This is a genomic window from Lactobacillus xujianguonis (genome assembly GCF_004009905.1).
Lineage (GTDB): Bacteria > Bacillota > Bacilli > Lactobacillales > Lactobacillaceae > Lactobacillus > Lactobacillus xujianguonis.
In genome coordinates, this window is the sequence record NZ_ML136873.1 from 132,027 (window position 1) to 147,309 (window position 15,283).

Sequence of the window (15,283 nt, forward strand, 5' to 3'; positions counted from 1 at the left end):
TGAATCAATCATCAACGCTCTTTTATTATCTTCTAAATTAATTTTTAGAACTTGTTCTTGTCCAAAGCAACTGGAGAATCTGGCTTTTCGCCGTTGATCATCTTCAAGTTGTTGTCAAATGCCTTAACAACCATGTTGCGTACAGCGTGAGTAGTGTAGAAGGCGGTGTGTGGAGTTACCAATACGTTTGGACGGTCAATTAAGTCAGCCAAACGGTCGTCTGGGAACTTCTTACCTTCCCAATCCTTGTTGAATACACCAACTTCGCCTTCGTAAGTATCCATTACGAAGCCAAAGATCTTGCCTGAATCCAAACCACGGATTACAGCGTCAGTGTCAACAAGTGGACCACGTGAGCAGTTTACAATGACAACGCCGTCTTTCATTTCCTTGATTGAGTCGTCGTTGATCATGTGAACGTTAGCTGGAACATCTGGAACGTGAAGTGAAATTACATCAGCTTGCTTGTACAAGTCGTCAAGTGAGTCAACGTAGTAACCCTTCTTTTCAAGTTCTGGGTTCTTGAAGATATCGTAAGCAATAACCTTTGCACCGAAACCTTCCATAATACGCATAAATACTTGACCAATGTGACCAGTACCTACAACACCAACAACTTGGTCACGAACTTCACGACCAATAGTTGGAGCCCAGCGTAAGTCGCGCTTAGCCATCTTTTCATCCATGCGCTTGTCTTGACGCAAAACACGTGCAGCTTGAATAGCAGCGTGTTCAGCAATAGCATCTGGTGAGTAAACTGGAACATTAGTAATTTCAAAGCCAAGTTCCTTAGCCTTGTCCATGTCAATGTTGTCAACACCAACGTTACGCAATGACATCTTAGTTACGCCAGCGTCTGCTAAAGCTTGAAGAGTATCAGCAGTGTAGTCTAATTGTTGGTAAACAACAACACCGTCAGCACCCTTAGCAAGTTTTGCAGTTTCAGGAGTTAAAAGTTGATCAGTAAAATCAACATCGATATCCTTGTGAGCGTCTTTCCATTCGTTCAAGAATGGTTCTTCGTCTTTACGAATAGCGTAAGCAAAAATCTTTGTCATAAATTTAAACCTCCGTAAAAATTAATAGTATGACCGAAGTCTATTATACACTGCCGTTTGCTCAACAAAACACAAAAAGAGAAGTTTTTCGCTAAAAAAACAAAATAATAATTATTTTTTTGTAGTATGCTTTTTACTCTTTTGGGTATTTGTTATTTAATAAGCCCCGTGGATAGGAATATTGCATAATAAAATACACTGTAAATAAAGGATGATAATGTTTTCAAACTAATGCTTGTATTATATAAATCTTGTTATATAATGAAATTGTAAAACATAAAACACAAAACAAACAGAGTATTAAGACATAACGGAGGAAGAATTTTCGATGAAGAAAAATTATTTCTTAAAGAGTGAAGATCATCACCACTTTAGCCTTCGAAAGCTAACAATCGGTGTTGCTTCCGTTTTGCTTGGAACCACGTTTATGGTTTTGAGTGATCAACAGGCTCATGCCGCTGAAGTAAGCAGCAATGATCAAGGCAGTGTTGTAGTAGAGGACAAGACTGCGAGCGCAGAAGACGCACAACAGAATGTGCAAGATGTAGATGTTAAAAATGTAGAGAATAGTGCTGAAACTAATAAGGAAGTTCAGATAGTTCTAACAAGGAACAAGCTGAAACTACTACTTTCAACGTCAAAGAAGCCGCAGCAAATAAAAATGCTGTGGCTTCTTTGACGTTGAAAGTAAGTTTTCATGGGGCGGCTTTTTCGGTAGTCTCTTTGGCGGACCAACTAGTGAAAGCCAAAAGCAAAACACCGAACAAGCTGTTGCTACTAACAATCAAGCTAAAGCTCAAAACGTTGTTGCAACTGCTAACAATGTTAAGAGCCAAAAGGTTAATGCTAATAGTGACCAACAAGTAGAAGCTACTGCACAAAAAGCTGCGGAAAAAGTAGAGAAAGAAGCAGCTAAGCCAACAATCGTTCCTACTGTAAAGGCCAACATTCCTGACACTTTCAAGAACCCAATTCACGTTAGTGACTGGAACCAATTTGATAGTGCCTTTAAGGACAGTGATGTTGACCAAATCGTTTTGGATAACGATATCAATGTTGACAAGCGCGGTGGCGATAAGATTGTTTATGATCAACGCGGCATTGCTAGAAATCTTGTAATTACTAGTGCTGGTGATAATCAATACTCCTTAAACTTTAACCGTCACTTTATGGGGTTGTTTGATCAAAACCAAAATAAGGGTACTGATTGGAACTTAGTATTTAAGAACGTAAATATTACTTCTACTAATAATACTTTTGCCCCAATCTTTACTAGAAACGTTAACGTTAAATATTCAAAGAGAGACACGATTACCTTTGATAATGTTAACTTCAAAGGTCACCAACTTGCTCAAACTGATGCTGTTAACGTTGTCTTAGCAGGTAACGTTAATATTGATTCTACCCTTGAAGGAGGAGACGAAAATGTTATCTTCGCTCACAGCGTAAAGATGGCTGATGGTGCTAACGTTAACGTTAAGCTTCGTCAAGCTTCATGGGTTGCAAATGACACCACTTGGAATGTTGGTGGTAGTGCTTTTGTTAGAACCATGTACAACGACAGTAACGATGCCGTAGTAATTGGCTCAGGTGCTAACTTTAAGTTCAACCCTGACCAAACTTACACTAACATCAAGGGCTTTGTCTTTGCGGATAAGGCAAACATGATTATTGCCGATGGTGCTCATGTTGAAATGAACATGGATGACGGTAACTCAACTGCAATTTTAGCCCCACGTGAATTAGAAGTTAGACCTAACGCTGTTCTTGATATTAGAACTAAGCAAGATAACGCTGGCAAAGTAGCTTGGGGTGGCGACGTCAACCTTGGTACTCACGTAGCACCAATCAGTATTGGTAACTACAAGTATGACAATGGTAATAGCTCATTCACCATTGATAAAGACGCTACAGTTAGAATTGTTCGTCAAAAAGACGGTGCTACTTTAGACTTGCAAGATGGTGCCCAAGGTACTCGTAAAGATGTAGCACCTGAAGAATATGCTCCATACTTAGGTAAAGACAGCAATGTCCAAACCATGGGTATGATTGCTATGTTTGGTATTCGTTCAGAAGACCACGTCAACTTTGGCAATGTTAAATATGTCAACTTGCAAAGAACTGATTACCAACACGGTAATTTGCTTCGTCTTGAAGGTGGACACGACATTTCAGGTTCTAACGCTGCCATCATTAACGGGGATGCAGTTCCATTAGCTCAATGGCAAGCTGATAACTTCAGTAACAAGGCAGACTTTACTTGGGACATTAACCATCTTCACACTGAAAACAAGATGGGTAACTATACTTCTAACTACAACCTTAGAGGTCAAAGCACTGGCAAAGTATCTAACTGGAGACAATTCTACGATAAGGACACGAAGTTTGATCAATCAACCAGTACGGTAGCCTTTACTGATGGTAAGTCAGTTGAACAACACCAAAGCTTTAACAACAACTTCAGTTGGTGGAAAGCAAGAAGAATTGTCTTTGGTACTGTTTTTGCAACTCCAGTTGCAAGCATCAGTGACAGCAATGCTTTGACTACCCACGTTAACGCTAATGTTAACCAATCACCATCACTTAACACTGATAACATTGTTTTAACTTGGAAAGACAGCTCAGGCAACACAGTTAAGGCACCTAAGAACTACACCATCAACTGGGTAGCAGGACCTGATACTTCAGTTGCTACTAAGGGCGACTTAAACCGCAGCGGTAAAGTAGAGATTACTGTTAACGGTAAAACCCAGGAAGTAGTTGTCCCAGTAAGAGTTTTGGGCGCTGTTGTTAAGAATGAAGGTGCTAAGGTAAACCAAAACGATCCTTCTACTTTGCCTTCAGCTGCTGACATGACTGATACAACTGCCGTAGATCGCTTCGGTATTGGCGATATCACTTGGAGTAGAGAACCTGATATTTCCGTACCAAAAGCTGAATCCTACGGTCAAGTCCAAGTCAACTACGATGACGGTACTTACCAAGTATTGAATCCTTATGTTGATGTCATTGGTGTAGAAGATGGTAGAGATCATAAAGATAATAAGGACCTCTATAGAGTTACGCCATTCCGTCAAAGATACATTGATTATAATGGTAAAGTTGCATACAAAACTGGATTGATGGTTCATTATCGGATTAAGTACACTGATTATGAGTATCCAGTTGGTGATCCACAACGAGTAACTTTGACTAAATGGATTGTGGAGAAAAATTAGTATGGCTAATAAGAAAATAGAATACGGTATGGAAAATCAAAATGATCATACCCTATACAGAAAAGTGACCTTTAGGCAGAAGTATATTGATTATGATGGAACTGTTTCTCGTAAAGAGGGCACAATTAAGAAGTATCGTAATCGTATTATTGACTTATCTATACCAGAAGGTCAAACAGGCAGAGTTACTTACTCTGCTTGGAAAGATGCAGAGTAATTTTTTAATAAAACATAACGGAGAAAAGTATGAAAAAGAATTTTTTAAATAGAAGCGAAGACCACCAACATTTTAGTTTACGTAAGTTAACTATTGGTGTTGCATCAGTTTTACTTGGAACAACAGTAATGATTTTCAGTAATCACACTGTTCAAGCTGATGTAAATACTAATTCTGATCAAGTAAAGACTGAAGAAATTAGTAAAAGCGCTGATGAGGTTAATAAGTCAAGCTTACAAGTTGCTGATGAAAGGGTAGATAGTTCAAAGGTAACTACACCTGTTGACTCTGATGCTTCTAAAGTAAATCAAAAAGTAGCTGATTCAACTGAAACTACTTCAAAATCCAATGAAAATAAAGAAGTAGTTAACAGTAAAAATGAAGAAGTTACCGATGCTAAGAATGTTGGAACTACTCAAGATAAAAAAGCAGCACCTCAAGACATTAATAATAAAGGTATGTCAGATGAGGAAATCAAAAATGCAGTTCCAATTACGGATCCGGCTATTATTCAAAAGTACTATGAAGCTTTAGGATTTAAATCTCTTGAATTAACAGATGCTCAACTTGCAAAACTTGGCTTAGATAAAGACACCTACCTTAAAAATGGTGTTAAATATCGTGCTGTCGGTGAAGTTATTGCTGGACACTTTGATGGTCCAACTACAATTGTAAATGTTAGACCACCTCATACAGCTAACGGTGACTTGATGGATCCAAATAAAGTGTATAATTATGTAATTAATTATATGAGCAAAAACTTTGATGGTGTTGCTGATCTTGAAATTGACGAAAATCAAGGTATTGACTTTACAGCGCGATTAGCACCATATGTAAAAGGTGGGACTGTCTATATTAATAAAGGTAGCTCCCTTACAGAAGCTGATGCCAAGCGAGGCCTTCCATCAGAATATGATCAAGGTTATGGAAAAGTAACTTGGGATCAAGACGGAGACTTTAAAGTAGATACTAATAACCCTGGTTCATATGATTCAGCAGTGGATGTCACTTTTGACAGTGGCGTTAAAGTTGCTACTGGAATGCATGTTGTCGTCGTCGATCTTAAAGGCAAGACAATCTACGACTCAGTAGGACAACCTGATATTGATACCAATCCAACAACTGTTATCACTGGTTATCCAGAAGATTCAACTAATATTCACTGGATTAACAAGCCAACTCCAGGAACTGAAGTTGGTACCCAAACTGATACAGTTCAAGTAACTTATCCAGATGGAAGCACAGGTAAAGCAAAAGTTACCTACATTACTTCAAATCCACAATGGGTAACGCCAACTCCAACAACTCAAACTGGTAAAGTTCCAGATCCAACAACTGTTGTGACTATTAATCCTGGTAGTACTGACATTAAGCCAGGCCCAGGCGGTAATACAACAGTCGAATGGAAGAAAACTTCAGATGTTACTAAACCTGGTACTATTACTGGTACAGTAACTGTTACTTATCCAGATGGAACTACTAAGGATGTAACTGGACCAATCACTGTTACGAAAGATGATATTATTGAACATCATCAATACATCGGTGATGTAACCTTGGTTCGCCATGTTCACTTTGTTGAACAAGGTCATGAAGATGTTGATTTGGCAACTCCAGTTGATCAACCTGTAGAGTTTAAGGTTTATGCTGATACTAAAGATGGCAAACCAATTGAAGGTACTTTTGTACTTGATCCAAAATCTGGTGAATTTGCTGCAGTTGCCGCAAAGAAAATTTCTGGTTACACAGTGATTCCTTCTCAAGCAGATGGGATTGCCGCTGAAGTGGCTAAGCCAACAATTAAGCATGCTAACCAAATAAACGGTGAAATTGATCTTGATCAATACATCAATTACACCAAGAATGCTAGTGAAACAGGTGAACCAATAGTTGAACCTGATAAACCAGTATTCCCAATTCCAAATCCAACTCCTGGTCCTGATACACCAGAGCCAACACCTACTCCAACTCCAGACACGCCAAAACCACAACCAACTTCGGCCAAGCCTGAAGATGAAGATCAACCAGCTCCAACTCCTCATGCAACTAATACTCCTGAGGATGAAAACAAGACTGCTCCAGCTCCACACGCAGCTAAGACTCCAGCAATGGATCAAAAGCATGCCAAGAAGAGCAACAAGTGGAACAACAATGGCCCACTTAACCGCTCAGAAGAAGGTAGAAAATGGGCTGCTGGTCCAGTTAAGGCTGAACAAGTTGCTGCTAACAAGCGTGCTTTAATGGCTGCTAACAAGGTAAGCTGCAAAGCTAAGGTTTTACCACAAACTGGCAGCAAGTCTAATGGCTTAATCGCTGCAATCGGAACTGCGATTGCTGCAGTTGGTAGTTTGTTTGGTTTTGCCAGCAGAAAAAAGCGTAATTTCTAAAAAATAAAATTGTCAAAAATGTCATTTAACTAAGATAGAATCTTTATATTTGAGATATAAGGCCTAGCTTAGGGAGTTAAATAATCAAATAAAAACGCAATTGTGCTATCGGTTTAGCTGATAGAGGATTCAGAATTTTTGCCATGAACTTGTTTAAAAGTTCATGGTTTTTGTTTTATCATGATAAAAAGGAGGGATTGCTAATGAAGTTAACACGCCAATGGCTTGAGCAGCTGCCGATTAAGGGCATTATTTCATGTGAAACAGTCCGCGGTGGTGATATTAATTTAGCCTATCGTCTTCATACTCAAGATCAAGATTATTTTATGAAAGTGCAGCCACATCACCCCGCAACTTACTTTGACCATGAACAGCACGGCTTAAAAGAAATTGCGGCAGCTGGCGTCAACACCTTAACGCCGATTCATAGTGGCGCAATTCATGGCGATGCTTATTTACTCTTGAACTGGCTGGATGCAAGTAGTGGTAGTCAAGCAGATTTAGGCCGGCAAGTGGCTAAGCTGCACCAACATCACCGTGATCAGTTTGGCTTAGGTGATCATTATGAAACTAAAATTCTGAAAGAAGATAATCACTGGAATGCTAGTTGGCCTGATTTTTATATTAAGCATCGCCTCATGCCGGAAGTTACATATGCCAGACAAGTAGGACGCTGGAATGATTTTCGCGAAGAACATTTTCAAAGAATGGTAGAAAAGTTTAACGCTTATTATCAAGCTCATCCCGTTCAACCCAGCCTTTGCCACGGTGACCTTTGGTTTGGCAACGTCATGTTTGCGGCAGGGCAACCTTATTTGATTGATCCCGATGCCGTTTACGCTGATCGCGAATTTGACTTGGCGATGACGACTGTCTTTGGCGGCTTTAATGCCGATTTTTATCAAGCATATAACGAAGTCTACCCAATTAAGCCTGGAATTGCAGACCGCCTTCCTTGGTATCGTTTCTATTACTTGTGTATGCACCTTGATTTATTCGGTGAAAGTTACGGTCCAGAAGTCGATGAAATCCTGCAGCAGTACTGATTCTAAATTTTTTCTTAAGGCCAATTAAAAATAATGACATTGTGTCACTCCGCTGATATTCTATAAACATAGCAGAAATGTTAAACCTAAAAAAACAAAGGAGGTCGTCTAATAGCAAGAAACTAAGATCGATTTATGATCTTCAAATTCCTTATTGCTTATAGATGTTCCTGTTATTCCCTAACATGATTGATACACATCATCCTAATCCCTAAAACAATCATGTAATAGGACATCCATTAGTTGAGAAAGCTAATGAAAAAATAAATTCTCGTTATTCTCATTCAACACAACTCCCTTTTTTAAAAAGTTCAGGATAGAAAAAGTCTATCATGAGCTTTTTTTGTTTATACTTAAGTAAAGAAAACAGAAAGAGCAAAGGGGAGAGAAAATGAGATTAATTTCATGGAATATTGATTCATTAAATGCGGCTTTAACTGGGACATCTGATCGTGCTGCGAAGACGCGCGAAGTTTTACATAAAATTCACGACTTAGATCCCGATATTATTGCCATTCAAGAAACAAAATTGCGGGCGACTGGTCCTACTAAGAAACATCAAACTGTCTTGGCTGAAGACTTCCCAGAATATGATTATGTTTGGCGTTCTTCAGAAGAACCGGCACGCAAGGGTTATGCCGGAACCATGTATCTTTATAAGAAGGACTTAACTCCTAAGGCCACCTACCCAGTTATTGGGGCCCCAGAGCCGATGGATGAAGAGGGCCGGATAATTACCCTCGAGTTCCCTGATTACTTTGTGACGGAGGTTTATACGCCAAATTCAGGCAATGGCTTGAAGCGGTTAGCTGAAAGACAAGCTTGGGATGAAAAATACATTGCTTATTTACAAAAGTTAGACCAAGAAAAGCCAGTTATTGCCAGTGGGGACTACAACTGTGCGCACACGCCAATTGATCTGAAACATCCCGAAAATAACCACCACTCAGCCGGCTTTACCGATGAAGAACGCCGCGATTTTACTGCTTTACTAGATGCCGGCTTTACCGATACTTTTAGAAAAATCAACGGCAATGTCGAAGGCGTCTACTCCTGGTGGGCTCAAAGAGTTCGGACGGCTAAGGCCAACAACTCCGGCTGGAGAATTGATTATTGGCTCACTAGCAACCGAATTGCTGATAAAGTAAAGCGGTCTGAAATGATCGACACGGGAAGCCGAGCTGATCATTGCCCGATCTTATTAGACATTTCTTTATAAAATTATTAAAAAAAGCATTTTAAAATAATGCTTTTTTAAATTGGTCTAAAGTGTATAATTAACTCATATTGATTTTTTTATGAGGTGAGCGTGTGAGTAAAGAAAACGACTGGAGCCTCGAACAAGATATTGTCTATAATCGCTTAACGGCCTTTAAGCTGTTTGCAATGACAAGTTCGATGGTAATTTCTGTTAATGAATTGGCGCCATTCGGCAAAACTGGCCCCACAGCACTGTTTTATTTGCTGATAGCGGGTTTATCCCAATTACCCAAATGGCCGGCGAAATGGCGTCAATTGACGGCTGGGCCGAAGGCGGAATTTTCACTTGGGTGAAAGGTTCCTTGGGCGAGAAGACCGGTTGGGTCGCAATGTTCTATCAGTGGGTCCATATTACCGTCGGCATGTGTACCATGATGTATGTTGCCATTGGTGCTCTATCGATTACCCTGAATACGCCATGGTTTAATACGACGCCGCTAGTGCGTTTTATTTTGATGATGGTTATTCTGTGGGGTGCAACGGCGATTCAAGTAATTGGCGTTAGAAAAATTGGTAAAATTGCGGAATGGCTTTTCATTTTAGGAATTGCTTTACCTGTAATTTGCTTGATTCTTTCTTTGTTTATGTCTTGCAAGGGCATCAATTACATATGGCAATTAATTGGCAGACCGTAATTCCACATCATTTAGATGGTGCAACTTTAGTTGCCTTTGTACCGTTTATGTTAGCCTTTTGTGGTGGGGAAGCATCAGCACCGCACGTTAAGAACTTGGAACATCCTCGTTCTTATGCCAAAGTAATGATCGGCTTGGCTGCTACAGCTATCTGTTTTGACTTACTCGGAAGTATGGCTATCGGAATGACTGTACCAAAGAATGAAATCGAAAATAGTACCGGTTTTGTTTATACCTATGGTAAGTTGCTAAACACAATTGGCTTACCAGGAGATCTATTACAAAAAGTTGTAGGTATTCTCTTAGCTTGCGGGGTGATTGGTGAATTAGGTAACTGGATTGCCGGCCCTAACCAAGGGATGTTTGAAGCTGCTAAGCAAGACTACATGCCAAAATATTTTGCTAAGGCAACTAAGCGCGGCGTACCTTTTAGACTGATGGTTTTACAATCATTGATTGTAACTGTCGCCTCAGTGTTAATTACCTTTACCAGTGGTACAGATGCTGATTTTGCTTTCAACGTTTCCCTAGCTGCAACAACTGCGCAATACTTGATGGTGTACATGATTATGCTAACGTCTTACATTGTCTTAAAGCATGAACATGAAGATTTGCACCGCACTTATTACATGTCCAAGAGTCCATTAAGAAGTACGATTATTGCTTGCATTGCGATGATCATTACGGTGGTTGCGTTCTTTGTCACCTTTATTCCCGCTAATGGTACTCCAGCCAACCTACGGACGGCTTATGTCATTTTGCTGGCAGCAATGTGTATCGTGGTCTTAATTATTCCGCTAGTACTGTATCGTTATAAGAATAAGTGGACTTGGTAATTAAATATTAAAAATTTAGAATAGAAGCTCAACTTTTGGGCTTCTATTTTTATTTGGTTAAAATAGTGGTCGAAAGGATTTTACTGATGAACGACACACTGAAAGATGCAATTTTAAATAGTCTATATGATCAAGCTTATCCCGGTCATGAATTATTGGGCCCGCAGCTATTAACTAATACTGCAGATGATAAAATCTGGCTCACTTTACGCCGGGAGTTGTTGACCTGCAAGAGTTTTACTTGGGGCGTGGCTTTTATTACGCCAGATATGTTAGTGCCCTTTAAGTTAGTGATGGCTGAATTGGCCCAAAAGGGCGTCAAGGGGACGTTAATTACCGGGACTTACTTGGGCTTTAATCAGCCACGAGTTTTTACGGAACTGCGTAAGATTCCGAATTTAGCAATCCGGATTGTGCAGGAAAATGGTTTTCACGTTAAGGGTTATTTATTCGATCATGGCACTTATGAAACAGCTATTATTGGCAGTGCCAACTTTACGCGTTCAGCTTTACTCAGCAATACTGAATGGTCGATGAAATTATCCTCAACCAAGCAAGGAGAATTTGTGGCCCAAATTAAGCGGCAACTTGCTAGCTTAGAAGCGCAAAGTAGTCCTTTGACGAAAGAGTGGTTACATAATTATGCTGCAAATTGGCAGCAGCTTACAGCGACAAGTAAATCTAAGGCTGTATCGTCAGAAAAAATCACTCCGAATGCGATGCAGCAAGCAGCCTTAAAGAATTTGACGGCTTTGGTTAAAGCAGGAGCAAAACGTGGGTTGATTGTTTCGGCAACTGGCACTGGTAAGACTTACCTGGGGGCTTTTGCAGTTAAGCAGTTTAAGCCGCGGCGCTTTTTATATGTGGTTCACCGCCGGCAGATTGCGCAGAAGTCATTAGAGAGTTTTTATCGTGTAATTGGCGGAGACCGCAGTAATTATGGCATTTTAGCGGGAGATCAACATGATACTGCTTGCCAATATCTTTTTGCGACGGTGCAGACTTTAAGTCAGCCGCAGGTGTTGGCTCAATTTGATCCGGCAGACTTTGATTACATCTTAATTGATGAGGCTCACCGGGCCACTGCTCCTAGTTATCAAAAAATTTTAAACTACTTTCAGCCGCAATTTTTATTAGGGATGACGGCCACGCCCGAGCGGATGGACGAAGGCAATGTTTACCAAATTTTCGACTATCATTTAGCTTATGAAATCCGCTTGCGGGATGCGTTAGAAGAAAAAATGCTGACGCCTTTTCATTATGTTGGGGTGCAAGACTACGAAGCAGACGGACAAGTGATTGATGAAACGTCAGCTTTGCGCTATTTAACTGCTAAAAAGCGGGTAGCTTATATCTTAAAGGAACTGGCTTATTACGGCTATAGTGGAGAAAAGGTGCAAGGCCTTGTTTTCTGCAGCCGGCAGGAAGAAGCACGCAGTTTAGCCCAGCAGTTTACTGAGCAAGGGCATCCGGCAGTAGCCTTAACCAATGAAGACAGTTTTAAAAAACGGCAGGCAGCAATTGCGGATTTGCAGGCGGGAAAACTTGAATATTTAATCACGGTTGATTTGTTTAATGAAGGGGTCGATATTCCCTCGTTAAACCAGATCGTGATGTTGCGTAATACCCAGTCCAGCATTGTTTTCATCCAGCAATTAGGACGAGGGTTACGAAAATATCCTGGTAAGAGTTTTGTGACTGTTTTAGACTTTATCGGAAATTATCGCAACAATTTCTTAATTCCAATTGCCTTAAATCATGATGTCAGCCGGGACGTAGATCGAGTGCGGCGCGAAACAATGTTGCCCAGTCTTATAGGCCTGTCGACCATTAACTTTAGCAAGATTGCGGCAGAAAAGATTTTAACGTCCTTAGATAAAATCAAATTGGATGGTTTAAAAGAGCTGCGTAAGTCCTATCGTGAACTGAAAGAAAAGATTGGTCGCGTGCCGCTACTGCAGGATTTTGCCGATTATGGCTCAACTTCGCCATTAGTTTTTGCACAAAATCATAGTTTGCCGAATTACGGGACTTTTTTACAAAAAATGGGTGAGCAAATTACCCTGACTGCAAGTCAGAAAGGGATGCTGACGTTTGTAATTAAGGAATTGTTAAACGGTAAACGGCCACATGAATTGGTGCTGCTGCAGTTGTTACTGGCACAAGGGCGAGTTAGCTCAGCAGAATACATTGCCGCCTTAAAGGAACATGGTGCCTATGTTAATGAGCAGGTCTTACAATCAGTGCGAGAGATTTTAAGCCTGAGCTTTTTTGAGGTTAAAAGTGGCAAAACTACTAAAAAAGCCCAATATGGTGGGGCAACTTTAATAACTTTTACGCAAAATGACTATGCTTTATCGCCAATTTTGCAGCAGAATCTGACTAATTCTGAATTTAAAAAATTGCTGCAAGATGCCATTGTGACAGGCTTGAAAATGACTCAGGCTTATCGTGGCGACCAGCAATTTACCCTTTATGAGCAATATGATCGTGAAGATGTTTGCCGGTTACTTAATTGGCCACTGGATGTGAGTGCACCAATGTATGGCTATCGTGTAGGCGAAACTGAAACGCCGATTTTTATCACTTATCAAAAAAATGATGAGGAGAAGAGAAATGCGGTGTACGATAATCGCTTAATTAACGGTCGGAGTTTGCGCTGGTATACGCGTAGCCCGCGGCATCTAGATTCAGATGAGGTCCAGCGGCTTTTAGCTCAGCAGATGAAATTACATCTCTTTGTTAAGCGCAGCGATGCTGCCGGTAAGCAATTCTTTTATTTAGGTGAGGCTAAAATAGTACCTGAGTCAGTTAAAGAAGAGCAAATTGGTCCGAAGAAAAAGGCGGCAGTGGGGATGGACTTGTTGCTGTTAAAGCCGTTAACTGTCACCATGAATGATTTATTATTTGGCGAATAAAAAAGAGCGCATCTGCGCTCTTTTTGTGTGCGATTTAGTTACTGCTAAAGGTGTCAGGCTTAATATGGTTCAAGATTTCATAGCCGACAACTTTGTTGGCTTTTTCGCTATCAGTTGTTTGGTTTAAGAACATGACTAAACCGTTTTGATTATCAGTTGTCATTTGGAACCAATTGCCAAAGTGAGTTCCGGCCAAGTTACCATAAGCCATCTTTAAATTATCATTGTTCTTTAAGTAAACTCCGCCAGAATAGTCTTTTTCATTTCTTGTTTTTAAGTGGGTAAGGTAATTGAAGTCTGCTTTACTTAAGATTGACCCATTAGTTAGACCGACTTGGATGCGGTAATAATCCATTGGTGTTGAGAACATATTGCCTGCGCCAGGAAGTTGAGAAGCTAAACTTCTTTTTACGTAGCTAGGGTCTTGGTAATTTTTACCATTCCAATAGTAAGAAATTGGGTCCGTTAAGCTAGAAGGAATATCTTGGTAAAGGAAAGTGCTCTTAAGATTAAGCCGATCTACAATTCTTTCTTGGAAGTTTTCTTCATAAGATTTACCGGTAATTTTACTAATAATTCCTGCTAGCAAGATATAGTTGGAGTTGTTGTAAAAGTATGACCCAACTTTACCTTCAGGGGTAGAGTTAATGTTGTTGATGACCCACTGAATAGCTTTATCTTCTGAATAGTTGCGGCCGCGGTTAACTTCAGTTCCAGTAGCATGAATTCCAGAAGTGTGGGTTAAAAGATTACCAATGCTAATTTTGTCGGCATTTTCAACATTAGGATACCAACGTGAGATTTTAGTGTATTGACTAAATTCTTGGTCAGTATTTGCTGTTTCATTAATTAATTGCACAATCATTGCACCGGTAACTACTTTTTGCAGGGATGCTGTTGGATACACTACCTTGCTATTGCCGTTACCGATTTTTTTACCATACCAAGCATAGCCGTAACTTATTTGCTGAGGGGTGCCGTCTTTAATGACAACGACACTGCCACGAACGTGATTTTTTTGTAAAGTATTGCGGACAAAGCTACGCATTTCACTTTTTTCTGCTTGAGTTGCTGCTTTTGCAACATGAGCTGGATGGGCGGTACTAAAGGCCGTACTACTCAAAGCTAATGTAGCAGCAGCTAGAGTAAGTAATTTATGTTTCAAAATATGATGCTCCTCGTTAGAAATGTATTAGTCATATTATAGAACTTCTTATTCATAAGAGGTACTGTTCAAGAGATATTTAACGATATTGTAACTGCTTTTAAATAAAAATTGAAAAAATTTTACTAGTTCTTTACTTAAAAATTAGTAAATCACTAACAATTCAATTAAGTAAGAGGAAAATAGCAGCAAATTTAAGATAAAAGCTGTTATTAGATTAAATTATTATCCGTAAATCACGGACTAATCCGAACGAAAAGAAATAGTTGACGAAAAGAGAAACAAAGGGTAATATATTTAACTGCCGTCGGGTGATGCGAAAGCGTCGCTGAACGGCAGAAAAATAAAATAAAAAAGTGCTTGACATGAAGTCAAGTAACGAGTATTATTAAATGCGTTGTCGATGAGACAACAGGTAGTACTTTGAAAACTGAACAAAGTTTCGCTAAAAGTGTGCGGGTGTAAAAACCCAAACAAAGAAGCGAAGTCAATTCGCAAGCAATAAATCTTGAGACAAAGATCTTAAGAAATCGAAATGAAGTC

9 protein-coding genes and 1 pseudogene are annotated in these 15,283 nt (G+C 39.8%); 8 read left to right on the top strand and 2 right to left on the bottom strand.

Annotation, left to right across the window (positions count from 1 at the left end; translation table 11 throughout):
• Positions 1 to 44: 44 nt before the first annotated feature.
• Entirely contained in the window at positions 45 to 1,058 is a 1,014-nt protein-coding gene (locus EJK17_RS02265; protein ID WP_103660530.1) for a D-2-hydroxyacid dehydrogenase, read from the bottom strand.
• A gap of 328 nt (positions 1,059 to 1,386) precedes the next feature.
• On the opposite strand from EJK17_RS02265, the gene EJK17_RS02270 reads away from it, so the two are divergent.
• The 8 genes and pseudogenes from EJK17_RS02270 (at position 1,387) to EJK17_RS02305 (ending at position 13,575) form a co-directional block, all read left to right on the top strand.
• On the top strand, positions 1,387 to 1,737 hold the full coding sequence (locus EJK17_RS02270; RefSeq protein WP_103660529.1) for a YSIRK-type signal peptide-containing protein: 351 nt from the start codon (positions 1,387 to 1,389) through the stop codon (positions 1,735 to 1,737).
• A gap of 292 nt (positions 1,738 to 2,029) precedes the next feature.
• Entirely contained in the window at positions 2,030 to 4,276 is a 2,247-nt protein-coding gene (locus EJK17_RS02275) for a pectate lyase-like adhesive domain-containing protein (protein ID WP_342769160.1), read from the top strand.
• A 1-nt stretch (position 4,277) separates the two neighbouring features.
• Complete coding sequence (locus EJK17_RS02280) at positions 4,278 to 4,493, top strand: hypothetical protein (protein WP_103660527.1); 216 nt, start codon at positions 4,278 to 4,280, stop codon at positions 4,491 to 4,493.
• Positions 4,494 to 4,522: 29 nt separating this feature from the next.
• On the top strand, positions 4,523 to 6,880 hold the full coding sequence (locus EJK17_RS02285) for a Rib/alpha-like domain-containing protein (RefSeq protein WP_103660526.1): 2,358 nt from the start codon (positions 4,523 to 4,525) through the stop codon (positions 6,878 to 6,880).
• 203 nt (positions 6,881 to 7,083) lie between these two features.
• Positions 7,084 to 7,926: a fructosamine kinase family protein gene (locus EJK17_RS02290; RefSeq protein WP_103660525.1), complete on the top strand. Its 843-nt coding sequence runs from the start codon at positions 7,084 to 7,086 to the stop codon at positions 7,924 to 7,926.
• Between the two features lie 391 nt (positions 7,927 to 8,317).
• The gene (locus tag EJK17_RS02295) at positions 8,318 to 9,145 is read left to right on the top strand and encodes an exodeoxyribonuclease III (RefSeq protein WP_103660524.1); all 828 of its coding nucleotides are present in this window, start codon (positions 8,318 to 8,320) and stop codon (positions 9,143 to 9,145) included.
• A 92-nt stretch (positions 9,146 to 9,237) separates the two neighbouring features.
• Positions 9,238 to 10,657 (top strand): annotated as a pseudogene (locus EJK17_RS02300) (APC family permease).
• Positions 10,658 to 10,743: 86 nt separating this feature from the next.
• A complete protein-coding gene (locus EJK17_RS02305) occupies positions 10,744 to 13,575 on the top strand; it encodes a DEAD/DEAH box helicase (RefSeq protein WP_103660523.1) in 2,832 nt (943 codons plus the stop codon).
• A 34-nt stretch (positions 13,576 to 13,609) separates the two neighbouring features.
• Here the strand turns inward: EJK17_RS02305 and EJK17_RS02310 are convergent, their stop codons facing one another.
• Entirely contained in the window at positions 13,610 to 14,623 is a 1,014-nt protein-coding gene (locus tag EJK17_RS02310; RefSeq protein WP_168180709.1) for a serine hydrolase domain-containing protein, read from the bottom strand.
• Between the last annotated feature and the right edge of the window lie 660 nt (positions 14,624 to 15,283).